We start from the raw sequence: 25,521 nt of genomic DNA on the forward strand, positions 1-25,521 counted from the left end.
TTGTAACATCCTCTCTATCCGATTTTTTGCAGACGCTGGACACGCCTGCTGTTTTGTTTCGGGCCCAATAAAGTAAATATGGAGATGACGGTAAAACCGAAGACGACGATTCCCATGATGAGATAGGTTTGACGGAACCCCGCACTGTCATATAATCCTCCCGCAAGCGGCGACAGAATCGACGCGCCTGCCTGAGATGCGAATTGAAAACCGACGAGATAAAGGACGGACGACAGACGCGTATCAAAATTGGCAGCCAAATATTTAAAAACGGCGATCAGCATAATCGGCAATTCCAGTGCGTGGATGAGTTTCATTGATGAAATGCCTACAGGTTCAACTGCAATTCCGGACCCGACGATGCGGAAAGCCATTAAAAACCCCGCTAAAATCAAACTGTTTTTCGCCCCGAACTTATTGACGATAAAAGGCGCAAGAAACATCATGCCAGCCTCCAAAAACACCTGGAATGAATTAAGATAGCCGAATACTTGGTTACCCATCGACACTGAAGGAAACAAAGACGCATAGTAGATCGGGAACTGCTGATCATATACGCCGTAAATGCAAGTCACCCCGATAATGTACAGCATAAAAAACCAGAAATCTCTTAGTAAAAAGAGCCGCCCCACATCTTTTAACCGGACCGAATCCGCTCTGTTTTTCTCATGATCGGTCATTTCTATTTTCACAGACATGATAATGGCCGTTAATATGACGGCTGAAACAGACGCGATCCAGAAGTTGATATTGGGATTGATATTGAAAAGCTGCCCTGCAAAAAATGCAGCCGCCGCCCAGCCCAGCGAGCCCCACATTCTTGATTTTCCATACTCGAAATCATACTTACGGCTGACCTTTTCAATGTACGTTTCAATCGCGCCTATCCCCGCCAAAAAAGCGGCTCCCAAATATAAGCCTCCGACAACGGCGCCAAGAAAGACGTTGTATTGTAAAAGCGGCCCATAGACGAAGATATAAAACGGACCCGTGAATATGAGAAGACAGCTGATCATAAATAATATCTTTTTCTTCAGCCCCAATTTGTCAGAGATAAAACCGTAAAGAGGCTGCATGCAGAGAGCAAATACAGCGTTTACAGAAAAGATAATGCCTGTCGCTGATCCGTTTAAATTGATTTCCTGCCCTAACCAAATCGCAAATAAAGAATAGCTGGAAGACCAAGTAAAAAAGAAAAAGAAGAAATAAGCACTCAGTTTCCAATACAGACTTTTTGAGCTTTTCATTTGCACCGCTCCTTTAATAGGACCTTTTAATAGCCGTTTTAGAGCCGCATACTTCCTTCTTCATTTTCATCACATACATGCGATCTCTGAGTAAGCGCTTACTTTACATTGTTGCTCGATTCTTTCACTTTATTGCCGCCAGCCATCTCTCCATACCCGTCACTTCCCTTCACTCTGCGAATAAAGCGCTTTCAAAAAGAATTGTATGTCAACCGGTTCCATATGTCAATCGGTTGACATACAATTTTCTGATTATTTTAATCAAACAAAACGCACCTTCTTTATATGAAAACAGAAACATGGAATGTCCTTGCACATGTCAGCCTGATTCTCTAAAATAAGTGCGTGACGGAAATTGTAAGCCATTTCAGTAAGCAGGAGGGCACGGGAATGAAGCCTAACATTCATGATGTTGCGAAAATAGCGGGAGTTTCATCTACAACCGTTTCGCGGGTATTAAATAACCGCGGCTATATCAGCGAAAAAACAAAAGAAAAAGTGTACAAGGCGATGGAAGAAATCAATTACTTTCCAAACGATCTGGCCCGCTCTTTATTCCGAAAACGAACCAATTTAATAGGGCTTATCATCCCAAACTCCAGCAATCCGTTTTTCGGCGAACTCGCCTTTCATATTGAAAGCATTTGTACGTCCATGGGCTACAAACTGCTGCTTTGCAACAGTTTACATCGAAAGGATAAGGAAGAAAAATATTTGGAGATGCTGATAAGAAACCAAGTGGACGGCGTGATCGCCGTGACTTACAACCGGGGAATTCTCAATTATCACAAGCAAAATCTGCCGATTGTCGCCATTGATCATTACTTATCGGACACGATTCCCGTCGTCGGCTCAGACAACTATGACGGCGGAAAAAAGGCGGCAGAACTGCTGATTGAAAAAGGGTGCCGGCACATCGTCCATATCAACGGCCCGATTGAACTCGAAACACCGGCAAACCTCAGAAGAAAAGCATACGAAGACGTTATGCATGAACACGGACGGAAGCCTATTACATATGAAGTACCCTTTTATCAGCATTACCATGACATTATTTCAACATTATTCGATGAACAGCCTGACACCGACGGAATTTTTGCCAGCGATGATATCATGGCGGCTGCAGTGATGACCGAGGCCAAAAAACGGGGAATAGACATCCCGAATCAATTAAAAGTGATCGGTTATGACGGCACTGAAACCGTTCAATCGGTTCTGCCGGACTTGGCAACCATCCAGCAGCCGATTGAATTGATTTCCAAAACAGCCATCGAGATTTTAGCAAAAGAAATTGAAGGCGAATTTGATGATTTGCCGCTGGAAACATATTTGCCGGTACGGCTTTTGGAAGGGCGGACAACGTAGTCAGACCCTTCAGCCGTACGTAGCGACGTGATTGCGGTCTATTTTGAGCGCTCCCGCCATATCATTTTCTCAAGCGCCGGCATTGATCATCCTCATTTCCACTTTGCTGTTTGAACTTTTTGTTTTATGGGAAAAATGGTGTTAGAAGAAAAGGTTGGCATTTTGGTCAGCGTTTTGTTTGACCTTTATTGACCAAAAATGTATCATGTAAATACATACTTACCTAAAAGGTGAAGGAGGAGCATTATGAATTTAATACCTACAGTCATTGAACAAACGAACCGCGGAGAAAGAGCTTATGACATTTACTCCCGTCTTTTGAAGGACCGTATTATCATGCTTGGATCTGCGATTGATGACAACGTTGCGAACTCCATCGTGTCACAGCTTTTATTCCTTGAAGCGGAAGACCCTGAAAAAGATATTTCCATTTATATTAACAGCCCTGGCGGATCAATCACTGCCGGTATGGCCATCTATGATACAATGCAGTTCATTAAACCGAAAGTATCCACGATCTGCATCGGTATGGCCGCTTCTATGGGAGCATTTTTACTTGCAGCCGGAGAAAAAGGCAAACGTTACGCGCTTCCTAACAGTGAAGTTATGATTCACCAGCCGCTTGGCGGAGCGCAAGGACAGGCGACAGAAATTGAAATCGCGGCAAAACGCATTCTCTTGCTTCGCGACAAATTAAACAAAGTGCTTGCTGAACGTACCGGCCAGCCGCTTGAAGTCATTGAGCGCGATACAGACCGCGACAACTTCAAATCAGCTGATGAAGCCTTAGAATACGGCTTAATCGATAAAGTGCTGACACGCAATACAGAAGACCAGAAGTAATGCCAAAAAAACCTGCAAGAGCTGATGTCTCTTGCAGGTTTTTTTATGCTTTATTCCCATTCAAAAAAGTAATGAATGCTTTGACGACAGATAATTCTAACGCTGAAGAATCATACATAAGCCACGTATCGCGTATCACAGGCTCGTTATTTTTATAGGATAGCGCCAATGTGTATAATTCATCAGAAGGCTGAAGACAGATTTCCGGCACAACAGAATAACCGAGACCGTTTTTCACCATCTCTTTACAGGTTTCCTGCCTGTCTACCTCCATCGCAATGAAAGGCGGTTCAGTAAATTGGTTATTCCACCATTTTTGAATCAAACTTTTCAAAGAAGCATCAGTTTGATAATAAATCATCGGCAATTTGGGAAGGTCCTCACTGTTGATTTCAGTTTTTGAAATAAGGTACAGCCGCTCTTCATTTAGCAGTTGTTTTTCCCCTTGCCAATCATAATTTCCCCTCATAATCCCAAGGTGTACCCCCGAATGATGAAGCAGATCCATCACCTTCGCACTCCATCCCGTATTGACGTGGAATTGAACAGACGGATACTGATCAGAAAACCGTTTTAGAATCGCCGGGAGCTTATACTGAGCAAAATTGCTTGAGACTCCTAATCTGAGAACCCCGCTGACTTCATGGCTCATATTGAGCATATCATCCTTCACTCTTCTGAATTCCTGCAGCATCTCTTTCGAATAATCAACCAGATGTTCACCTTCTGAAGTGAACTCCATCCCTTTTTTTCTTTTATAAAAAAGGCGCACTCCGAATTGTGCTTCCAGGTTTTTGAGCCGATAACTTAACGCCGGCTGTGTCATATATAATCGCTCTGCCGCCTTCGTCATATTTTTTTCTTCGAATAATGTAATGAGCACAATCCAATCCTTTTCATCCATATGAAATCCCCCAAAATATTTTTCTGCTATAAAATTTTCTCTTATTATAAATTTTTTTTATTCAACTTTATAAAAATTATATGTTTTACTTATAATCCTTATTTATCATACGATATTTTCCAAAGGGACCGGTACCTTTTTATCCACACAAAATGATGTAAGGATGAGACAGCATGGAAAAAGTTCCTGTAACCGTCATGAGAGGCGGCACCAGCAAAGGCGTTTTTATTCATCAAAAAGACATGCCAGACGATACAAACCTATGGAGCGATTTTCTTTTAGACATTATGGGGAGCCCTGACGAGAGACAAATTGACGGTCTCGGCGGCGGCCATTCTCTCACAAGCAAGGCAGCCATTATTAAGAAATCCGCCAGAAAGGATGCAGATGTTGAGTATACGTTTGCTCAGGTCAGTTTGACTGACCATTTTACCGACTTCAAAGGCAATTGCGGAAATATCTCTTCTGCCGTAGGCCCTTATGCTATTGAGAAAGGGCTCGTTCAAGCTGAAGAGCCGGTTACAAAAGTCAGAATGTTAAATACAAACACTCAAAAAGTGATCGTAGCAGAAGTTGAAGTCAGAAATGGAACATTTCATTACCAGGGGGACTGCTCTATCCCCGGGGTTCCAGGTACAGCTTCTCCTATTTATCTTTCATTTCACCAGGCTGAAGGAGCGGTGACCGGTAAGCTGTTTCCCACTGGTCAGCCTATTGATGTTCTCGATACACCGTATGGAAATATCTCGGTCTCGATTATTGATTACGCTAATCCGCTTGTCTTTGTAAAAGCAGAGGACACGGGGCTTACCGGCTTAGAACTTCCGGATGAATATACTCCGGATATATTGAAAAAGCTCGAAATGATCCGATCGATTGCAGCCGAGAAATGCAGATTCGCTCCGAGACATGAGGCTGCTGCAAAATCACCTGCCGTACCAAAACTAACATTAATCTCATCTCCAGCGGATTATATCGATACAAAAGGGATAAAGAGACACGCAGAAGAGATGGATCTTGTCATTCGTATGATGTCCATGCAAAAACCGCATCAAGCTTTAGCCATTACAGGGGCGGTTTGTACGACTGCCGGCATGCTATTGCAGGATACAATATTATCTGAATTTTCATTCTATGGCAGAACGATTCGATTGGGACATCCAAGCGGCATTTTAGAAACCGAGGCAGATGTTGATCCGGATGGAACAACGATTAAAGTAGTACGCACAGCAAGAAAAATCTCTGAAGGCTATGTGTTTACAAAGCAAAGTTACAACCTGAATACGCTGAATCACATTGGTTAATACCAGTCTTCAGACAAGTCAAAGATAAACGGAGGAATACGAGATGATCAATGTAAATGCGTCTAATCGATTAAACAGACTGCCTTTTTCAAGGGCCCATCAAGCAGTGCTCGTTATCCTTTCATTCGCTTACTTTTTTGATTTTATCGATTTAAATACGTTTTCATATGCGGCGCCTTCACTTTTAAAGGAATGGAACATTTCTACTCATACCATCGCTTTTATTACGTCTGTCTCCTATTTCGGAATGTTTATCGGCGCCTCTGCCGGAGGATGGTTTTCAGACCGTTTCGGAAGGAAAAAAGGTTTAATTCTGGTTGTCACCTTTTTCTCTTTCTTCTCCCTCCTCTCTTCTCTGGCTTGGAACCCAGAAATACTCGGTGTTTTTAGATTTCTTACGAGTTTAGGTATCGGCGCCACAACGATTGTGGCAAGTACGTATATCAGCGAATTTTTCCCATCCGCAACTAAGGGTAAGTATCAGGCAATCTGTATTACAATCGGCATATGCGGAATTCCTGCAGCCGGCTGGGTGGCTAAATTGGTCGTGCCGTCCGCCTCTTACGGCTGGCGGTTTATCTTTCTATTCGGCGCGGTCGGTATTTTTTTTCCGCTGATCGCCAGAAAACTGGAAGAATCACCGAAATGGCTGGACACGAAAGGAAAAAGCGAACAAGCACACCGCATTCTGCTTGAACTGGAGGCAAAAGCAGAAAAAGAAAAGGGTGAACTGCCTGAACCAGCTCCGGCTCTGCGAAGCAGACAAACCGCTGTAAAATCCGTTCCATATCGGACGTTATTTCAAAAGCCTTTGGCAGGAAGAACTTTTGTTTTAGTGACGATGTGGGCAGCTTCCACGATTGCAATTCAAGGCTTTGGCACGTGGGTTCCCACCCTTTTGGTAAAAGAAGGCGTATCAATGGATGAGTCTATCGTATACGTCACTCTGGGAACGATCGGTGCCCCGCTGGGCGCTCTCATTGCGTCGCAAATCTCTGACCGTGTGGATCGAAAGTGGGCCATTTCTGTTTTATCGTTAATTATTATGGCGCTTGGATTCTTTTACGGCATCAATCCTTTGCCGATGGTCATTGTCATATGCGGATTTCTCATGCATATGTTTGAGCGTACTTTCAGTTCGATCGCATATGCCTATACGCCGGAATTATATCCGGTTGAAGCCAGGGCGTCTGGAAATGGTCTCACTTACGGCGTAGGACGTCTTGCGAATGTAGCCGGTCCCTTTGTCGTCAGTTCCCTGTATTCAGGCTACGGATTTTTAAGTGTTTTCTTGTTTTTTACAGGCTGCTGGTTTCTTTGTGCACTGACAGTCGGTATATTTGGAATCAGTTCAAAAAAACAAAAGATGCAGCAGGATGATTTCATATCGGAGGAAACATTCGTGCAACAAAAGTTGTAAACGCATACAGTCTGCAAACCGCAAAACATCCATCTCCTCTGAGGAAATGGATGTTCTTCTTTCAACCCCAACAGCATTCTCTTTCTCATCTTATTCTCATACATATGTCTTATCCTGAAGAAAGGTGTGATACGCATGAGAAAGAGAAAACGATTTCCAGAAAGAAAAGGTATTCTATAGGCGGAGAATTTTCCATCAGAATAGATTAGATGCAACCGCCGAAACATATTTCAGACCTCTGACTTACAATTCCCGCCATTTCTTATCTAAAATCGGGTATGTATACCGATTCATCTGCTCAATCAGCTCATCCGGCCGGGAGGAACTGTGTATCAGCTTCAAATGAGACTCATTCGAAAATCCTTCCTGAATGCTGTACTTGACCATCTTCATCATCGGCTCAAAATACCCGTTCACATTGTACAGTCCGATCGGTTTTTGATGAATGCCGATTTGCGCCCAGCATAGCACTTCAAATAACTCTTCATATGTTCCGAAGCCGCCGGGCATGGCAATGTACCCATCGGCAAGTTCACTCATTTTCGCTTTCCGCTCATGCATGCCGCTGACTTCAATCAGCTCCGTCAGATTCTGATGAACAACCTCTCCGCTGAACAGCCCGCTCGGCATGACGCCGACAGCTTTTCCGCCGCCTGCCATTAACGCGTCGGCGACGGTTCCCATCAGACCGATCCGTGAACCGCCGTAAACAAGGCCGATTCCCTGCTCCGCCATATATTCACCCAGTTCGGCCGCTTTGCGTTTGTACTCTTCATTTACCCCCGGGTTTGACCCCGCAAATACACAAATGGTTTTCATTTTTTCATCTCCATATCTATATATGTACATCAATAAATCAAAATACACTATATATTGTCCCATCTCTATATGATAATATCAATAAGAATCATACAGGACATAAGGAGTGTTTCACATGCAGATGGCTAAAGCAGAACAATGGACGAAAGATTTTTATGAAAAACGAGGATGGACGGCGTACGGGCCATTTATCAGAATCGGTTTTTTAATGGAAGAGGCGGGTGAGCTCGCCCGAGCGGTAAGAGCATATGAAATCGGCAGAGACCGGCCGGATGAAAAAGACGCGACCCAGGCTGAACGCAGGCAGGAGCTGATTGAAGAAATGGGTGACGTCCTCGGAAATCTGGCTATCCTTGCCGATAAGTACGGCATCACGTTAGAAGATGCGATGAAAGCCCATCAGGAAAAACTGATCAAGCGCTTTGAAACCGAATAAAAACACGGCCTGTCCGCTTTTTCATGGACAGGCCGTATCTGAATTTTATCCCGTTATCTCGTCCTGATGCTCAAAGAAATGCTGTTTCCCGATTTTATGAAACAGCCCCGTCTTCCGGATCAGCTCTCTCGGCTGTGATTGCAATCCGACGATCATCAATCTCCCGTTATGCCGTTTGATCCGGTTCATCACATTCCCCAGCACCGCTTCTGCGGAGGTATCCATGTAATGTACATTATTCATCAGCAGAATAAGCGTCTTCGGCTTTTCCTGAAGCCTCTCCAGCAGCGATGTTTCCAGTGAATCAATTGAACCGAAAAACAGAGGCCCTTCAATGGAATATGTGCTGACGGACGAATCATTTTTAACCGATTTGACAGCGGCATGCGGTGTTTTGATGCTTGTTGATTCGCTCATTTTTCTGATAAAGAAAACAAAAGCGAGCACGAGACCGGCAGAAACGCCGATGATTAAATCAAACAGAACCGTCAGCAAAAAGGTTGCCGCCAGTACGAATGAATCAGTGTTTTTCAGCCGCATCATATTGGCGACTTCCCTCCGCTCACTCATGTTCCAAGCCACAACCATCAATACCGGCGCCATGCTTGCCAGCGGTACGTGAACGGCAAGCGGGGCGAAGACGAGCAGGACGAGGAGGACGGTGACTCCGTGGACAACACCGGAAATCGGAGAAACTGCGCCGTTTTTAATATTTGTTGCGGTCCGCGCAATCGCTCCCGTTGCCGGTATGCCGCCGAAAAGCGGCGCGGCCATATTGGCGATGCCTTGCCCGACAAGCTCCCTATTGCTGTCATGCCGTGATCCTTTCATATTGTCCGCGACCATCGCCGATAATATGGACTCAAGTCCGCCGAGAAGCGCAATGATCAGAGCCGACGGAAACATCATGATCATGTTATCGATTGAGAAATCCGGAAGCTGTAAAGCCGGAAGCTGCCGCGGAATTTCCCCGTAAGCAGAACCGATTGTCGCCATTTTGTCAGGAAAAAACACGACCGCCGCGGCTGTAGAGACAAGCAGCGCCACAAGCGCGCCCGGAATCTTCGGCATCAGCCTGGCTGATAACAGCAAAATAGCCAAAGCAATTCCCGCGATGAGGATGCTGTATAAATTAAGGGTTCCGATCTTCTTGCCGATTTCCGCAATGTTGAGGATAAAGCTTTCATGCTTTTGGATATCGCGCAGACCGAGAAAATGGGCAATCTGCTCCGAGAAAATCAGCACCGCAATTCCGGCCGTAAATCCGACGATCACCGGCTTCGGCACGAATTTCATAATCTTTCCGAGCTTAAATACGCCAAACAGGACGAGCATGACGCCTGCCATAAAACCGGCTACAAGTAAATTCTCAAAACCATACTGCATCACAATGGCAAATAAAATGGGAACAAACGCCCCCGTAGGCCCGCCGATCTGATATTTAGAGCCGCCCAACAGCGAAATCAGAATTCCGGCCACAATAACGGTGTAAAGCCCGTATTCCGGACCGACCCCCGAGGCGATAGCAAAGGCCATTCCCAGTGGAATCGCTACAATTCCGACCACAATTCCCGCGATTAGGTCTTTCTGAAATTTCTGCAAATTGTATCCCTGATATCTGCCGGTAAATTGCATCGTCAGCTGCATCCTCCTTTGACTGTTTCATAACCGTCAACGACAACATCCAGCGTCCCCGTCCCCGGATCAATCACCAGCCCGTGCACCGGCACCTCTTCAGGCAAGAGCGGATGATGCCTGACCATATTCACGCTGTGGGCCACGCTTTCTTCGACGCTGTGAAAACCGGTCAGCCATGTTTCCAAATCGACTCCCGCATGCTGCAGAAGGCTGAGACATTTGTCCTCAACGCCGCGCTCTTTTGCTTTATTTAATATGGAAGCCGCATTTAATCCCGACATTCCGCACTCGCGGTGACCTATGATGCAGACTTCCTCTGCCTGCAGTTCATAAACGGCAACCAAAATGCTCCGCATGACACTTCCAAATGGGTGAGAAACAATGGCTCCCGCGTTTTTTATGATTTTGGCATCGCCGTTTCTGAGTCCCATCGCCTGCGGCAGAAGCTCCGTCAGCCTTGTATCCATACAGGATACGATGACAAGCTTTTTTTTCGGGAATTTTGTCGTTTGGTAAGGTTCATATTTCCTTTCTTGGACAAACTGCTGGTTGTGCTCCAAAATGCTTGATAAAGAAACCATTTTTCTATTCATCTCCCATCCGATTGTATTGCAAGCCTTCTTACCCAGCTTACAGTAAGGAATTATAGCACAGAAAAAGGCCTCAAAAGCGCTTTCAAAAAAAGACACGATAATTTGACTGTAAATTCAGATTATGTTCATTTATATCTTTCAAAAATAATAAAATTTATCTTTACACCAACCTATAAAGCTTTTGAAAACAGCGGTTCCGCTCATTTTGCCTTCAGAAATATAGGCGGATTCTGTTATTGTTTGGAGAAATCAAGCATGTACATTTCTTTTTCTTTCATTTTAAGTTCAAAAGAACCAGAAATTTATCGTGATGCGTTTGAATATTTCTCACGTTACCGCTTCTCTTATATAATAAAATAGAGAAGAAAGACAAAGGAGGAGAAGCCCGTTGAAACCCTATGTATTCATCGCGAAACCGATACCGCCGGAAGTCGAACAAATGATAGGCGAGCATTGCCGGTATGACATCTGGAAAGAAGATACCATTCCAAAAGAGGAACTGTACGAAAAAATGAAAGATGCTGAAGGGCTGCTGACATCCGGAACGGCGATTGACAGTGATTTACTGGATCACGCGCCGAAGCTGAAGGTCGTCAGCAATAATTCTGTCGGCTATGATAATTTTAATATTGAAGAAATGAAAAGACGCGGGGTTGTCGGCACGCATACGCCGTACACCTTAGATGACACTGTCGCTGATCTGGCTTTTTCATTAATCCTGTCTTCCGCCAGACGGGTTGCCGAATTGGATCGATTCGTCCGCGCCGGCAAATGGGGAACCGTTGAGGAAGAATCTCTTTTCGGTATGGATGTCCACCATCAGACATTAGGAATTATCGGCATGGGCAGAATCGGTGAACAAGCTGCCAAACGGGCAAAATTCGGCTTCGATATGGACGTGCTGTATTATAATCGCAGCAGAAAACCGGACGCTGAGAAGGAACTCGGGGTTACATATGCCGACTTAGATACACTGCTGAAAACATCAGACTTTGTGCTGTTAATTACGCCGCTTACTGACGAAACGTATCATATGATGGGAGAGCGGGAATTTAAATTGATGAAAGATACGGCATGTTTCGTCAATATTTCCCGGGGAAAGACGGTTGATGAGAAAGCGCTCATCCGCGCATTGCAGGAGGGCTGGATAAAAGGCGCCGGTTTAGATGTGTTTGAAAAAGAGCCGATCGCCGAAGACAATCCGCTCCTGCAGCTGGAAAACGTCACATTGCTTCCGCATATCGGGTCAGCAACGGCAAAAATCCGTTTGAATATGTTCAAGCAAGCCGCACAAAACATGATTGACGCCGTATACGGAAAAACGCCGAAAAACCTCACGAAGGAATTTCAATGAGATGAAAAATCCCGGCCGTTTCAGCCGGGGTTTATTTTTTTCTAGATCAAAAGAACTATTTTTAAATTCTTTCTATTCCTTTCTCTCGATGCTGATACAATGAAAAGGAATCAGCTTCACATGATAAAAAATGGGAGGTATTGCTTTGAAAAAACGATTATCGTGGATTTCCGTTTGTTTACTGGTGCTGTTCTCCGCGGCGGGGATGCTGTTTTCCACGGCTGCCAAGACGGATACATCTTCTCACAAGGCGCACACTGAAGCACAGGTTATCAACACGTTTGACGGGGTTGCGGATTATCTTCAGACCTATCATAAGCTTCCTGATAATTACATTACAAAGTCAGAAGCGCAGGCCCTCGGCTGGGTTGCATCAAAGGGGAATCTTGCAGACGTCGCTCCGGGGAAAAGCATCGGCGGAGACATCTTCTCAAACAGGGAAGGCAAACTCCCTGCCAAAAGCGGACGGACGTGGCGTGAAGCGGATATTAACTATACATCAGGCTTCAGAAATTCAGACCGGATTCTTTACTCAAGCGACTGGCTGATTTATAAGACGACAGATCATTATAAAACCTTTACAAAAATGAGATAAACACATACAAAAAACGGCTTCCCTGCGGAGGCCGTTTTTTTTGCAGAGAACCTGCGAGCTTCATATAAAATGAGCAGTAAATTTTTCTTCAAACTCTGACCGGTCTATTCTGCTGTTTTCCGCCGTGCCATCGTGTTTTTTTATTGTTATATTGCGTTCAGACAGAACCATGTGCCCTTCCGGTGTCCGCTTAGAAGCAAGCAGGCGTTTGTTGAAAGGAGAGCGTTCATGTTCAAAGATTGTTTGTTTCATAGACTTGAGGTCCTTTTCATCGATTTCTTCAAGCGAAAATGCGTAACCTGTCTGCCAGCCGTCCCCTTTGTTCATTTCAAGCAGGTATGTCCCGAATTCCGTCTCTTCTATCCTCACGCGGAACGCTCCGGCCGCTGATACCGTCTCGTCTCCCGACATCGGCACAGGCTGCATGGCGAGATTGAGGCCGAAGCCTGCATCAGCGATGTACTCATTCCCCCCGGCGGAAAGAAGTACGGCCGCATGTGTGCCGGGCAGCGCCCAGCCGTTTTTCCAGACCGTTCCGCGGATCAATTTGACATCAAATCCGGCATCTTTCAGGATGAAATAAAGCAGTCCGTTCAAGTCATAACAAAGGCCGCCATGAGGTTCCTTCACCATGTGCCGCCACAGTCCTTCTTTCGTGACGTCATATTCTTTTTTGGACAAAACCGCGCGATTTTCAAACGGAAACCGATATGCGAGCGCCTTTAAAAACTCCGGCAGGTTGCTGAAATCGAGGGAATCCTTTTCCCAGCCTATCGTTTGATAACAATCTTTCAGAAACTCATTCATCGTTCCGTCCCCCTTACAAAGTGTTTACACTTCTTCCTGCACATAAGCGGACAACTTTTCCAGCGCTTCCTTTTCATCGTCGCCTTCAGCGATCAGAGTGACTTCCGTCCCCGTGCTGACCGCCAGACTCATTAATCCCATAATGCTTTTGGCATTCACTTTCTTTCCGTTTTTCTCAAGAAACACATCTGATGCAAAACGATTTGCCTCCTGTACAAACAATGCAGCGGGACGCGCCTGCAAACCCGTCTTTAAACGCACTTCCACTTTCTCCTGAACCATAAGATCTCCCCTTTTCTGTACGGTTATTTCAAAGTGATGCTTTGTCCTGTACGCAGCTGTTCTGCGATTTCATCGAGCTTTCTCAGCCTGTGATTGATGCCGGATTTGCTGATTTTCCCGCTTGCAACCATTTCCCCCAGTTCTTTCAGCGTGACCTCCTGATAATCAATCCGCAGCTGCGCAATTTCGCGAAGCTTTTCCGGCAGCGCTTCAAGACCGATCCGTTCATCAATGTATTTAATATTTTCCACCTGTCTGAGAGAAGCACCGATGGTTTTGTTTAAGTTTGCTGTTTCACAATTGACGAGGCGGTTCACTGAGTTTCTCATGTCTCTGACAATCCGCACATCTTCAAAACGCAGCAGTGAATTGTGAGCGCCGATGACATTCAGAAATTCAGTGATTTTTTCCGCCTCTTTTAAATACGTAATATAGCCTTTTTTCCGTTCAAGCGTTTTGCTGTTCAGATGAAATTCATTCAGCAGCGCGCATAATGAATCGTTATGTTCCTTATAAAGCGAGAAGATTTCCAAGTGGTACGACGATGTTTCGGGATTATTCACAGATCCCCCCGCCAAAAACGCCCCTCTCATATAAGAACGTTTGCAGCAGCGTTTCGCCACCAGTTCCTCAGAAATATTCCGTTCAAATACAAAGTTCTCTCCGAGGATTTTCAATTCCTCTAAAATCAGCTTTGCATTTTCAGAAAAGCGCACAATATAAACATTGTTTTTTTTCAGCCGCATTTTTTTTCTGACTAACAGTTCGACCGATACATCATATTGTTTCTTCAGCAATGTATAAATGCGGCGGGCAATCGCCGCATTTTCGGTTTGAACGTCAAGCACGAGATGGCGGTTTGAAAATGACAGTGAACCGTTCATCCGAATCAGCGCGGACAGCTCCGCCTTGGCGCAGCAGTCCTTCACTTCCAGATTCGTCAGTTCTTTTTTTGTTTCCGATGCAAATGACATATTAGCCACCTCATTTCAAAAGGCCTCTAGTCCCTTAATAAATCGACAAGAAGAGAAGCCACTTTATGTGTATCGTGACGGATTACGCCATTTTTATACGTGATAATCTGATCCCTGATGACCTCAAGCCCCATGGATTTCAGCTTTTCAACATTGAAGTCGACGGGCCGGGCCAGCTCTTTCGCATATTTGCTTTTGATTTCGTCAGGGATCTCCTCATTGTTGATTAAGATCGTGTCGATAAACGGCTGCTCCATATGATCGTTCAGCGCCTTGACATGGTCGGCCGCACTGTATTGCAGCGTCTCTCCGGGCTGTGTCATGACGTTGCATATATATACTTTTTTGGCCGCAGCCTTGACGACTTCCTCTCCGATTTTCGGTACGAGCAGATTCGGAAGAATGCTTGTGTACAGGCTTCCCGGACCGATAATGATTAAATCGGCCTGACGGATGACGTCAATCGTTTCCGGGAGCGGATCAATTTTTTCAGGCGTAAGAAACACCCGTTTAATCCGCTGGCCGTAAGAAGGGATTGTCGATTCTCCGGAGACGACCTGCCCGTCCTCCATTTCAGCGTGAAGAACGACACTGGTGTTGGCAGCAGGCAGCACTCTGCCGCGGACATTCAGCACCTTGCTCATTTCGGTGACAGCGTGAAAGAAATCACCGGTTATATTTGTCATCGCTGCCAAAATCAAATTGCCGAGCGAATGTCCGGTTAAGTCGCTTCCTTTGTTGAAACGGTGCTGAAACAGATTTTCAACGAGCGGCTCAACATCTGACAAAGCAGCCAGTACGTTACGGATGTCACCCGGCGGCGGAATTTGAAGTTCATCCCGCAGACGGCCTGAACTTCCGCCGTCATCAGCAACTGTCACAATCGCCGTAATATCAACGGGCTTATGCTTTAATCCCCGAAGCAGCACGGACAGACCCGTTCCGCCGCCGAAGATTGCGATTTTCGGCTTCTTATTCATTTCCGGCTTCTCTTTTCAATGTCCCGGTGAGTGACATGAGTATAGAAATCTTTTTTAAAATAGTCAGCCAAATACTCAGCGAGCGTGACGGAGCGGTGCTGGCCGCCCGTACAGCCGATCGCGATGACAAGCTGGCTTTTACCTTCCCGCTTATAAGACGGAAGCATAAAGCCGAGCAGATCAACAAGCTTTTCAATAAACTTTTGTGTTTCGTTCCACTTCATCACATAGGATGACACTTCCTCATCTTTCCCCGTAAGCGGCCTCATGCTTTCAATGTAGAACGGATTCGGCAGAAACCTTACATCAAACACGAGGTCGGCATCTATCGGAAGCCCGTATTTGAAACCGAATGACATTACGTTCACTGTAAATGTTTCACCTTGGTTCGTGGCGAAATGCGCCACGATTTTTTCACGCAGATCACGCGGTTTCATATCCGATGTGTCATAGATCAGCTGAGAGCGCCCTTTCAATTCTTCAAGCAGCTGGCGTTCCAGCGCGATTCCTTCGAGAGGAAGCCCGGTAGCGGCCAGCGGGTGAGAACGCCTCGTTTCTTTGTATCTCGTCACAAGGATGGAATCCTTAGCGTCTAAAAAGAGAATGCGCGGTGTAATCCAAGGATTTTCCGCCATTTCATCCAGCGCCTCAATCAGCCTGTCAAAAAATTCACGTCCCCGCAGATCCATGACAAGCGCGACCTTGCTCATTTTTGAACTTGATTCTTTCATCAGCTCCAAAAATTTCGGCAGCAAGGAAGGCGGCAGATTGTCAACGCAAAAATAGCCGAGATCCTCAAAGCTTTGAATGGCGACGGTTTTCCCCGCTCCAGACATTCCCGTAATGATGACGAGCTGAATATCATGGTTTTCATTCATACTCATCTTTCTCCCCCCTGCGGTCTTTCTTTTATTTGATAAGCTGCGGATCTAAACGATAGCTGAGCAGCTCGAAGTCCGGCGTATACGTAAAGGTGCCGTGCAAAAGCCCTTGGCCCTTGATCATAAAATCAAGGATATGCCCGTCTCCGGGGGCCATCGGAAGGCTGTGGATATCTTTTACGTCATGCCACTTCAGAACGCCTTCCTCTGATTCAGCGACATTTCGCCCCGTGTACGAGTCGGCGACGAAAGTAAACATCATCCACTCTGACACGATTTGTTCCTGTTCCTTAATAATAAAGGTAAACACGCCTTTTAACTGCGGATTTAATATATAAATGCCCGTCTCTTCTCTGTACTCTCTGATTACGGAATCTCTGACGGATTCGCCGCTTTCCATCTTCCCGCCGGGCGCGACCCACCAGCCCCGTCTCGGCTTTTGGAGAAGGAGAACCTGATCATCTGTCTGCAGCACACAATTTGTCACTCTTTGCACAAGTACGTCACCTAACCTTCTCAACAAATCATCGTCTCTTCATTATACCGTTTCGGCATGTCTCTCACAATGCAGAGACACCGACATCCTTTTCTTTTATTTGACAGAAAACAGAAAATCGCAAAAAAAGGGCACGGATACTGGAATCCGTGCCAAAGTGTATTCATTAAAAAGGGGGTCAATTACTACATTCATCTTAAAACATCAGTATTTCACCCGTGTTACAGCGTAATTAAAACACAGTAACGATTCAAAAACTGAACATTACAGTGATTATTTAACGGTTTTGAGCGTTTCCTCAAGCTCTTCCACATAATGCTGAACGCTTTGAGCCGCAATACTTCCGTCGCCTGTCGCCGTTACGATCTGGCGGAGCGTTTTTTCACGGATGTCTCCCGCGGCGAAAATACCTGGAACTTTTGTTTCCATTTGAGCGTTTGTTTCAATGTAGCCTTCTTCATTTGTGATGCCCAAGTTCTCGAACGGTTTAGAAAGCGGAAGCATACCGATATAAATAAAGACGCCGTCAGCTTTGAATTCTTCCTCTTCTCCCGTCACGGTATCCACAAGAGTAAGTCTGCCGACTTTTCCGTTTTCCTCATGGATTTCTTTTACGGTTTTGTTCCATTTGAAGTCAATTTTCTCATTGTCAAAGGCACGCGCCTGAAGAATGCTTTGCGCACGCAATTTGTCACGTCTGTGAACGATGGTGACTTTTGAAGCGAAGCGTGTCAGATAGACGCCTTCTTCAACGGCGGAGTCTCCGCCGCCGACAACGACAAGCTCTTTATTTTTAAAGAACGCGCCGTCACAAACCGCGCAGTACGATACGCCGCGGCCGCCCAGTTCTTTTTCGCCGGGAACACCGATCTTTTTGTATTCCGCTCCGGCAGAAATGACGATGGCACGCGCTTTATATTCTTTTGAACCGGCTTTGACCGTTTTATATTCTTTACCGTCAACGATTTCTTTAATATCGCCGTACGCATATTCCGCACCGAATTTTTTCGCATGTTCAAACATTTTATTAGAAAGTTCAGGGCCGAGAATGCTTTCAAAACCCGGATAGTTTTCAACATCCTCCGTGTTGGCCATCTGGCCGCCCGGAATTCCTCTTTCGATCATTAATGTGGATAAGTTCGCTCGTGATGTGTAAACAGCAGCGGTCATCCCCGCCGGACCCGCGCCGATAATGATCACATCATAAATTTTTTCTTCTGACACCATGATTCACTCCTTTTCGAAATGGGGCGCACCCTATATGACTAAGAATCCCCATCAATCGTATTCCTTACCCATATCCTATTAAATCTGAAGGCAATTCGCTATTTTTTTGCTCATTTTTCTGAAAAACCGTGATTAGGCAGCTCCTGAGCGGGTATACAAATAAAGAAAGAGCCTTCCGGGATAGAAGGCCCTTGTCTTATTCATTATTGCACGACACGTCTTACATTGCCGTTGAATGCTTTCTTCCAGTAAGGGTTGCTCATAGAATCAATGGATACACCGTGTGATGTATTATCGTTCAGGAACGTTCCGTTACCTAAGTAGATGCCGACGTGGCCGTTTGTTTTATACGTATTGAAGAATACTAAGTCTCCGCGTTTCATGTCAGACGCGCTTACTGCTTTACCTCTTCCGATTAATGTATCTGTGTTTGTGCCGCTTGCAGGTCCGAGATTAACGCCTGCGTTAGCATAAGCCCAGCGTACGAATGAAGAGCAGTCAAAAATACGGTTGTCAATATCGGATTGAGTGCGTCCGCCGCCGAACTTGTACGGGGATTGACCCACAAGGCTTGATCCTACGCTGATGGCGCCTTCAATACCGCCTGAATTTGAAATAACAGATCCGCCGTCAGAATCATCTGAACCGCCGCTGTTATGAGATGATCCGCCTGAAGTGCTCTTCGGTTTGCTTGAGCTGTCAGATGAATCAGATGATGTTGAAACAGCCGCTTTTTTCACAGTTTTAACCGCCGGTGCCGGCTGGCTGTCATCTTTTTGGTTTTGGTCTTCAGAAGCTTTTTGCGCTTCTTCCTGTTTTTTGATCAGGGCAGCCGCTGCAGCCTGCTCAGCTTTAATGCGCTTCTGTTCTTTTTCAGTGTCAGCTTTTTCATTTGCAAGCTTTGATGCTTCTTTTTTCAGATCAGAGATAGCGGAAGCCGCTTTTTTCTGGCCGTTTTTCGCTTCGTCGAAAAGCTTGTCTTTCTGATCAAGCTGTTTGTTCAGGTCTTTTTGCATAGACTCGAGTTTCGCAAGATCATCTTGAACTTTTTTCAGCTTCACGTTAAGTTCAGCTTCTGCGTCTTCGAGTTTCGCTTTATCCTGCTCCTGCTGTTTGATCAGGTCTTTATCCGCATCAACGATAGAAGATACCGCAGTCGCACGGGAAATGAAGTCTCCGAAGCTTGTCGCCCCTAAAAGAACATCTATGTATCCTTGAGAACCGCCGTTTTCCTGTAAAGAACGAACGCGTTTTTTCAGGATTTCATTGCGTTTTTCAATACGCGCTTCTGTTTCTTTGATTTCTTTTTTCAAATCAGCGATCTGCTTTTTCGTTTTTTCGTTTTCAGCTTTTTTATCTTCGATTTTATTGCTTGTATCCAACGCTTTAGCGTTAATGTCTTTCAGTTCTTTTTCAATCTTAGCCTGCTTGTCCTGAAGCTTAGACAATTCTCTTTCTTTTGCTTCAAGGCTTGAAGCCACCTCAGATTGCTTGCTTTCGATTTTCGCTTTTTTGCTGTCTAATGTTTCCGCCGATGCAGTTTTTGTAAACGGGATCAAAAAACTGCTTGTCCCGATGACGGAAGCCAAACCAAGTGTTAATAAACTCTTTTTCACTTTTTCTTTCCTCCCTTTTACTTTAAACCTGTTCTCATTTGGAATTCTATTATGAACATCAAAGTTACGCTCCCTCACATACCCGTGAGGCTGATGATTTTTATGTATGAATCTTTAAATCTTTTAAATTGGTATAGATTATACAGCACATGTAAAATAAACTAATCTCTTATGTACGAGACTCATTATACCATCATGTTTCGACAATTTTTATTACAGTTATATTTCAATGTGATTGCAATTCTCATATTTTGCAAAATAAACGGTGATTACGGCCTGATTTCGATTCGAAAAGCAAAAAAATACGTATGAATACCTCTTTTTTCGGCGGTAAAGTTCTGTTTTGCCCCTTTCTGATAAAAAAAGAACCGACTCTTTATATAGAAAGAATCGGTTTTATTCTAAAATATCATCTATTTGTCTGATGTATTTCGAAAGGGTTGCCGGGGTTATACCGTAAACGGCGGCCGTTTCTTTTTTCGTCGTTTTTTCGCCGTTTGCTTCTTTCCATACATATGCGATGGCTGCGGCCCATGCCCGCTCATTCTGTACGGCAGCGGCGGCGCGGATGTGCTGAATGACGTGAAAAACCCAGCAGCTCATGACGTCAGTTTTTAAACTGTCGGCTTCCGCTTTCTCCAGAAGCTTGACCGTCCGATACGTGAACAGCGCATCACCGGAGACGCCTGAAGCGCCTTTTTCACCGGAAAGCAGCAGTTTGACGAAATCTTGTTCAAACGGTGAAACGGCGCGTTTTGCCGTCAGAACTTTTTCAAGCTGGTTCCGCTCTCCTTCAGCGCTGCTGATATAATAGGCGGCAAGCCGCTGTTCGAGTGAAGCAGGCAGCGGTTCCTGCCGCTCCGCCCAAGGCGCGGGCCGGTCTGATTCGGGAAATTCGGCTTCGGCCTTTTTCCAAATGGTTTCCGCAAATTCTGTGCGGCCTGTCCCGTAGGCTGAGGCGGCCAGCCAGTAATAAAACGTTTCGTCGCCTTCGAATCCGCTTTTGTAAAGAGAACGGAGCCATTTATAACCGAGATCATGTCTGCCGACAAGCGCAAGCGTCGCCCCCAGCTTATAGCGCTGTTCGAATAAAATCGGATACACATTGGCGAGTTTTCCGCTCAATTCTCCGACTTTTTCATCTTCCCTCTCGTAATAGCAGAATACAAGGAGGTTGCACAGGGCATGGAGATTGCCTTCATTTTTCTCAAGCACTTCGAATACTGTTTGTTTCGCTTTTGTGACATTGCCTGAGTAAAAGTAAGCGAGCGCCAGGTTGTTGTATGCAGACCAAAGCTCGGGGTAATCGGCCGTAATCTCTTCAAGCATGACAACCGCTTCATGAAGCTGGCCGCTCTCAAGAAGCGCTTTTGCCCGATCCTGCCTGATCAGCAGCTCATCCTGGTCATAGAGCGATTCGTTTTCACCCGCTTCGCCGAAATCCAAAAGCTCCATCAGATTTTCAATTTCTTCGCTGAATTCACCGTCCGGATCGGCATCTGAATAAGCCGCTGCTTCTTTGTATGCTTCCTGAAAGAGTCCCAAATGCGCGAAATTATTCGCTTTAAAGTAATGACACTCGGGCATTTCTTCTTTCAGGTTCACCAAAATAAAGTCGAACAGCTCATTTGACTGCTGGTAGTGGCCCATTTCAGAATAAATGACGGCCAGCCGGGACAGCATTTCGGAATCATTCGGCTCGAGGTGGACGGCCCGCTGAATCAGTTTGCTGGCCCGCTTTAAATTCCGCTCTTTATATGCTTTTAAGCCTTTATGAAAAAAATATTGTCCATCCTGAAGCAGCTGGACAATTTGCGCGTGCTTTTTCTGTTCAGAAGTGTGTTTTCCCACAAATATCCTCCGTTTTATACGTATTACCGTCAGTAGTATACCATAAAACGGTTTCACCTCAATAGTTCAAAAGACAGGATCGGCTTCGTTTTTTACTGGCTGGTTCGACCAGATTTTAGCTGTTTTTTTCACGAGGCTCGGCTGGAAGAATGACACGGAAAAGGGTTCCTTCGCCGTGCTTGCTCTCAACCTCTATCGAACCGCCGTGCAGCTCTGCGATTTTTTGGGCGATGGACAGGCCGAGCCCGCTTCCTCCTTCGTTTCTCGCCTTGTCCGCTTTATAAAACCGTTCAAATACACGCTCCGCCTGTTCAGGCTCCATTCCGATTCCGTCGTCGGCGATTTCGACAGCCGCCGCTCCCGGCAGATCTGCAATTTTAACGGAAATGCGGCCGCCTTCACCGGTAAATTTTACGGCATTGTGAATCAGATTCATCCATACTTGGCTGAGCAGCGCTTCATCTCCGTACACATACGACTCCTGTAAATCAATGAGAAACTCAATCTGTTTGGCGGACCATTCAGGCTCACAGGTCAATATGGTGCGCCGCAGCTGTTTGTCAATGCGGAACGGTTTTTTTTGTATCGGTTCGGTTTGGCGTTCGAGCGCAGTGAGCTTCAGCAGATTTTCACTGATTTTTGATAATCGTTCTGTTTCTGTTTCGATGATGTGTAAGTAGCGCCCCCGCTCCTCATATGATAAATCCGGTTTTTTCAGAAGATGCGCGTAGCCCTTTAATGAAGTGAGCGGGGTTTGGATTTCATGGGAAACGTTCGAAATAAATTCTTGTTTCAGTTTTTCCATTTCACTCAGTTCCGCGGCGAGTGTCGACAGTTCATCAGCCAATTTCGTCACGGGATGGTTCCGCTCAATCTTCTCCATTTTCCGGGAAGCGGCCGCTGTGAAGTTGCCGCTCGACATTTGCTTGATCGTGGCGGTCAGCGAATCCCAGATCGCATGATGTCTTTCACGTGCTGACTTTGAAAAAATAAACATCGTTACGAACAGCAGGCCGAAAACAAGCCAAAGCGTCAGAATCTGCTCGGCGTACGGCACAAGCAAAATCGGCCATATGAGACCGAATCCCTGAACAATCAGGTGAGCCGCCAGCCATAAGAATGCGGTGACGGTGAGAAGGATGATGATTTTTCCAGCCGTTCTGAAGATCCGTTTCATCCTGTCACCACAAACCGATACCCGAGCCCCCGCACCGTATGGATGGCAAACGGATAGTCTTTTTCCGGAAACCGTTCTCTCAGCCTTTTAATATGCACATCAACGGTCCGCTCGTCACCTTCATAATCAAAGCCCCAAATATCTTCTATTAATTGTTCTCTTGAAAACGTCTTATTCGGATAACCGGCGAGCTTAAATAAAAGCTCAAATTCACGCCGGGGCAATGTCAATCCCGCTCCGCCGCCGCGCGTTACGGTGCGGGATTGCTTATCTAATGTGACCGTTCCGATGGTCAGCAGTTTTTCAGCGGTGATCCGGTACCGTTTCAGCAATGCTTTGACCCTTGCTTCCAGCTCAAGCGGCTCAAACGGTTTGACGAGATAATCATCCGCTCCGGAAGTAAAACCTTGCACTTTGTCCAGCGTTTCGCCTTTTGCCGTCAGCATCAAAATCGGAATGTCCGTAAAGCTGCGGACGGCTTCACTGACTTCAAACCCGTCCATTTTCGGCATCATCACATCCAGTATGATGAGATCTATAGGTGCTGATTCGATCAGCCGCACCGCCGCTTCCCCGTCCTCCGCTTCTGCGACGTCAAAACCGCTCTGCTCCATCATAAGGCGGACAAGCTCACGGATATGGCGGTCATCATCCGCAACCAATATGACAGCCATGAAAATCCCTCCTTCTGCTTTTTTCTTTTCATGAATCGACATGATGTTTATAAACCGAATTTTTTCATTGTCTCCTGTACCGGCATACACGCTTAGGCTTGGTTCTTCACCGACCGTACACCCGTATGAACAGGACTCCGGCTGCAAAATAAAAAGCAGCTTTTTCAGCTGCTTTTGATTCATAAAGTCTTGCTTTACACAGCTTTGTTTTCTAAGTCGGCATTCAGCTTCAGCTGCTGCTCCGCAAAATCGCGGTACAGCGAATGGGATGCCATTAATTCATGGTGTGTGCCCCGTCCGGTGATTTCACCCTGTTCGACAAAGAGAAGCTGATCTGCATCCACAACCGTGGATAAACGGTGGGCGATCACAATCGTGGTGCGGCCTTTCATTAGAACTTCCAGCGCCTGCTGCACCCATTTTTCAGATTGGCTGTCCAGACTTGATGTCGCTTCATCAAGCATCAGAATGCTCGGGTTGCGAAGGAGCGCTCTGGCAATGGCGATGCGCTGGCGCTGTCCGCCTGACAGCATAATTCCCCGCTCACCGACCTCTGTTTCAAATTTCTTCGGTAAGTCTTCAATAAATTGCAGGGCGTAGGCCATGTCAGCCGCTTGCCTCAGTTCCTCATCAGTCACCTCGCGTTTTAATCCGTAACAGATATTGTCGCGGATGGTGCCTGACATTAACGGGCTTTCTTGCGACACGTAGCCGATATGCTCCCGCCATGACTCAAGGGAATACGCATCAATCGGTTCATTTCCGAGCAGGATGCTGCCCGCAGTCGGATTGTAGAATCGTTCAAGCAGCTTAAATAACGTTGTTTTTCCGCCGCCGCTCGGTCCGACGATCGCGGTGACTTTGCCGGCTTCAATCGTAGCCGTAATGTCTTTTAAGATGGTTTGATCTGTTTTGTAGCCGAATGAGACTTGTTCAAGCTTAATCGGCTGATCTGCGTTTTCAATGGCTTTTCCGGTTTGGATATCTTCTTCTTTTTCTGCAAGAATATGAATCATCCGTTCCGTTGCGCCGACGGATTTTTGAAGCTGTGTGAAAAATGAAGTGATCTGGCCCATCGGCATAATGATCTGAAACAAATACAGGATAAAGGCAACGAGTGCGCCGGCTGTCAATTCACCGGATGACACCTGCATCCCGCCGTACCCGATGACAGCGACCAGCGCCGCCATTAATACAAGTGTAATAAGCGGGCCTACGAGCGACTGCACCTTCGCTTCACGCAGCCCGAGTTTAAAGAGTGCCATGATGCCTGCTTTTCCGCGTCCGTATTCCGCTTCTTCAGCGTTTGACGCTTTTACAAGCCTGATTTCCGGGAGGATGTGGTTTAATAATCCGGTGAATCTCGCCGTTTCATCCTGTGTTTCCCGAGAAATTTTAAACATTTTCCGGCCGATCGGCACTAAAATCACCGCAGCCAGCGGCACGACGATCAGCACGAGCAATGTGAGCTTCCAGTTCATGAAAAATAAGATCGTCAGTGACCCGATAACGGAAATGATTCCGGTAATAAATCCGCTGATATTGTTTGTGATCAGCTCTTTTACCACCATTGTGTCATTGGTGACACGGCTGATCGTTTCTCCCGTGGCGTTTTTGTCAAAATAAGAGACGGGCAGTTTAATTAATTTCTGCCACAACAAATCACGCAGTCCCGAGATGATTTTCTGGCCGCTGTAGTTCAGGGCGTAGGTGGCGTAGGCGCTTAATGCGGCCTGTACGATAAACACGGCTGCGATGATTCCGATTTGCACGCCTGACAGCGACGACATGGAAAAGCCGTCAACGAGCTGCTTTGTCAATAGCGGAATCAGCAGGCTGACGAGCGTTGTCACAATACTGAGAGACAGCGCGAAGGCCAGCATACCGTATGATGGTTTTGTTTTTTTGACTAATGAAAAGAATGAGCTGAATTTCCCTTTAGGTTTTGGTTGTTTATTCGGCATATGTTTTCCTCCTATATCACTGTTTATACTATAACGGATGTGCATGAACGGAATATGAACAAAACGTACATTTT

General features: G+C 45.9%; 24 protein-coding genes. 7 read left to right on the forward strand and 17 right to left on the reverse strand.

From position 1 onward, the window contains the following. Positions 1-14 precede the first annotated feature (14 nt). Positions 15-1,247: an MFS transporter gene (locus ACKTRM_RS16235; protein ID WP_012118526.1), complete on the reverse strand. Its 1,233-nt coding sequence runs from the start codon at positions 1,245-1,247 to the stop codon at positions 15-17. 390 nt (positions 1,248-1,637) lie between these two features. On the opposite strand from ACKTRM_RS16235, the gene ACKTRM_RS16240 reads away from it, so the two are divergent. Together ACKTRM_RS16240 and clpP are read left to right on the forward strand one after the other, a co-directional pair. Next, positions 1,638-2,612 (forward strand): LacI family DNA-binding transcriptional regulator, encoded by a 975-nt coding sequence (locus ACKTRM_RS16240; RefSeq protein ID WP_012118527.1) that lies wholly within the window; start codon positions 1,638-1,640, stop codon positions 2,610-2,612. 246 nt (positions 2,613-2,858) lie between these two features. Beyond that, positions 2,859-3,455 (forward strand): ATP-dependent Clp endopeptidase proteolytic subunit ClpP, encoded by a 597-nt coding sequence (clpP, locus tag ACKTRM_RS16245; protein WP_003151513.1) that lies wholly within the window; start codon positions 2,859-2,861, stop codon positions 3,453-3,455. 43 nt (positions 3,456-3,498) lie between these two features. Here clpP and ACKTRM_RS16250 read toward each other — a convergent pair whose 3' ends face one another. Next, positions 3,499-4,359, reverse strand: a complete 861-nt coding sequence (locus tag ACKTRM_RS16250) for a LysR family transcriptional regulator (RefSeq protein ID WP_003151510.1) — start codon at positions 4,357-4,359, stop codon at positions 3,499-3,501. A 173-nt stretch (positions 4,360-4,532) separates the two neighbouring features. On the opposite strand from ACKTRM_RS16250, the gene ACKTRM_RS16255 reads away from it, so the two are divergent. Both ACKTRM_RS16255 and ACKTRM_RS16260 read left to right on the forward strand, forming a co-directional pair. Continuing rightward, positions 4,533-5,663 (forward strand): 2-methylaconitate cis-trans isomerase PrpF family protein, encoded by a 1,131-nt coding sequence (locus ACKTRM_RS16255; RefSeq protein ID WP_012118528.1) that lies wholly within the window; start codon positions 4,533-4,535, stop codon positions 5,661-5,663. Between the two features lie 43 nt (positions 5,664-5,706). Continuing rightward, the gene (locus tag ACKTRM_RS16260; RefSeq protein WP_012118529.1) at positions 5,707-7,083 is read left to right on the forward strand and encodes an MFS transporter; all 1,377 of its coding nucleotides are present in this window, start codon (positions 5,707-5,709) and stop codon (positions 7,081-7,083) included. A gap of 243 nt (positions 7,084-7,326) precedes the next feature. On the opposite strand, the gene ACKTRM_RS16265 is transcribed toward ACKTRM_RS16260, so the two are convergent. After that, the gene (locus ACKTRM_RS16265) at positions 7,327-7,902 is read right to left on the reverse strand and encodes a TIGR00730 family Rossman fold protein (RefSeq protein ID WP_007407415.1); all 576 of its coding nucleotides are present in this window, start codon (positions 7,900-7,902) and stop codon (positions 7,327-7,329) included. 115 nt (positions 7,903-8,017) lie between these two features. Here ACKTRM_RS16265 and ACKTRM_RS16270 point away from each other — a divergent pair, with 115 nt between their 5' ends. Continuing rightward, positions 8,018-8,338, forward strand: coding sequence for a MazG nucleotide pyrophosphohydrolase domain-containing protein (locus tag ACKTRM_RS16270; protein WP_012118530.1), 321 nt, complete (start codon positions 8,018-8,020; stop codon positions 8,336-8,338). A 45-nt stretch (positions 8,339-8,383) separates the two neighbouring features. Here ACKTRM_RS16270 and ACKTRM_RS16275 read toward each other — a convergent pair whose 3' ends face one another. Both ACKTRM_RS16275 and ACKTRM_RS16280 read right to left on the reverse strand, forming a co-directional pair. Continuing rightward, the gene (locus ACKTRM_RS16275) at positions 8,384-9,973 is read right to left on the reverse strand and encodes a SulP family inorganic anion transporter (protein WP_012118531.1); all 1,590 of its coding nucleotides are present in this window, start codon (positions 9,971-9,973) and stop codon (positions 8,384-8,386) included. Positions 9,974-9,975: 2 nt separating this feature from the next. Continuing rightward, positions 9,976-10,557, reverse strand: a complete 582-nt coding sequence (locus ACKTRM_RS16280) for a beta-class carbonic anhydrase (protein WP_003151503.1) — start codon at positions 10,555-10,557, stop codon at positions 9,976-9,978. Between the two features lie 400 nt (positions 10,558-10,957). On the opposite strand from ACKTRM_RS16280, the gene ACKTRM_RS16285 reads away from it, so the two are divergent. Both ACKTRM_RS16285 and ACKTRM_RS16290 read left to right on the forward strand, forming a co-directional pair. Beyond that, positions 10,958-11,923 (forward strand): 2-hydroxyacid dehydrogenase, encoded by a 966-nt coding sequence (locus ACKTRM_RS16285; RefSeq protein ID WP_012118532.1) that lies wholly within the window; start codon positions 10,958-10,960, stop codon positions 11,921-11,923. Positions 11,924-12,128: 205 nt separating this feature from the next. Continuing rightward, the gene (locus ACKTRM_RS16290) at positions 12,129-12,518 is read left to right on the forward strand and encodes a ribonuclease (protein ID WP_223204413.1); all 390 of its coding nucleotides are present in this window, start codon (positions 12,129-12,131) and stop codon (positions 12,516-12,518) included. A gap of 60 nt (positions 12,519-12,578) precedes the next feature. Here the strand turns inward: ACKTRM_RS16290 and ACKTRM_RS16295 are convergent, their stop codons facing one another. From ACKTRM_RS16295 to ACKTRM_RS16350, 12 genes are all read right to left on the reverse strand, one after another. Beyond that, the gene (locus ACKTRM_RS16295; RefSeq protein WP_007407420.1) at positions 12,579-13,325 is read right to left on the reverse strand and encodes an arylamine N-acetyltransferase family protein; all 747 of its coding nucleotides are present in this window, start codon (positions 13,323-13,325) and stop codon (positions 12,579-12,581) included. 24 nt (positions 13,326-13,349) lie between these two features. Further along, a complete protein-coding gene (locus ACKTRM_RS16300) occupies positions 13,350-13,607 on the reverse strand; it encodes an HPr family phosphocarrier protein (RefSeq protein WP_012118534.1) in 258 nt (85 codons plus the stop codon). Positions 13,608-13,630: 23 nt separating this feature from the next. Then, complete coding sequence (gene whiA, locus ACKTRM_RS16305; RefSeq protein WP_007407421.1) at positions 13,631-14,581, reverse strand: DNA-binding protein WhiA; 951 nt, start codon at positions 14,579-14,581, stop codon at positions 13,631-13,633. 26 nt (positions 14,582-14,607) lie between these two features. Beyond that, the gene (locus ACKTRM_RS16310) at positions 14,608-15,561 is read right to left on the reverse strand and encodes a gluconeogenesis factor YvcK family protein (RefSeq protein WP_007407422.1); all 954 of its coding nucleotides are present in this window, start codon (positions 15,559-15,561) and stop codon (positions 14,608-14,610) included. Beyond that, positions 15,558-16,445: an RNase adapter RapZ gene (gene rapZ, locus ACKTRM_RS16315; protein ID WP_012118535.1), complete on the reverse strand. Its 888-nt coding sequence runs from the start codon at positions 16,443-16,445 to the stop codon at positions 15,558-15,560. Before rapZ ends, ACKTRM_RS16310 begins: the two co-directional genes overlap by 4 nt. A 25-nt stretch (positions 16,446-16,470) precedes the next feature. Further along, positions 16,471-16,938, reverse strand: coding sequence for an 8-oxo-dGTP diphosphatase (locus ACKTRM_RS16320; RefSeq protein WP_003151491.1), 468 nt, complete (start codon positions 16,936-16,938; stop codon positions 16,471-16,473). Positions 16,939-17,211: 273 nt separating this feature from the next. Continuing rightward, positions 17,212-18,162: a thioredoxin-disulfide reductase gene (gene trxB / locus ACKTRM_RS16325; RefSeq protein ID WP_007407423.1), complete on the reverse strand. Its 951-nt coding sequence runs from the start codon at positions 18,160-18,162 to the stop codon at positions 17,212-17,214. Between the two features lie 206 nt (positions 18,163-18,368). Further along, positions 18,369-19,781, reverse strand: a complete 1,413-nt coding sequence (locus ACKTRM_RS16330) for a C40 family peptidase (RefSeq protein WP_012118537.1) — start codon at positions 19,779-19,781, stop codon at positions 18,369-18,371. 396 nt (positions 19,782-20,177) lie between these two features. After that, on the reverse strand, positions 20,178-21,632 hold the full coding sequence (locus ACKTRM_RS16335; protein ID WP_012118538.1) for a tetratricopeptide repeat protein: 1,455 nt from the start codon (positions 21,630-21,632) through the stop codon (positions 20,178-20,180). A 115-nt stretch (positions 21,633-21,747) separates the two neighbouring features. After that, positions 21,748-22,809, reverse strand: coding sequence for a sensor histidine kinase (locus ACKTRM_RS16340; protein ID WP_012118539.1), 1,062 nt, complete (start codon positions 22,807-22,809; stop codon positions 21,748-21,750). After that, positions 22,806-23,483: a response regulator transcription factor gene (locus tag ACKTRM_RS16345; RefSeq protein WP_012118540.1), complete on the reverse strand. Its 678-nt coding sequence runs from the start codon at positions 23,481-23,483 to the stop codon at positions 22,806-22,808. The genes ACKTRM_RS16340 and ACKTRM_RS16345 overlap by 4 nt, the downstream gene beginning before the upstream one ends. Positions 23,484-23,677: 194 nt before the next feature. Beyond that, positions 23,678-25,447: an ABC transporter ATP-binding protein gene (locus ACKTRM_RS16350; RefSeq protein ID WP_012118541.1), complete on the reverse strand. Its 1,770-nt coding sequence runs from the start codon at positions 25,445-25,447 to the stop codon at positions 23,678-23,680. Between the last annotated feature and the right edge of the window lie 74 nt (positions 25,448-25,521).

It is taken from the genome of Bacillus sp. D7-8 (assembly GCF_052055895.1).
GTDB classification, from domain to species: domain Bacteria; phylum Bacillota; class Bacilli; order Bacillales; family Bacillaceae; genus Bacillus; species Bacillus velezensis.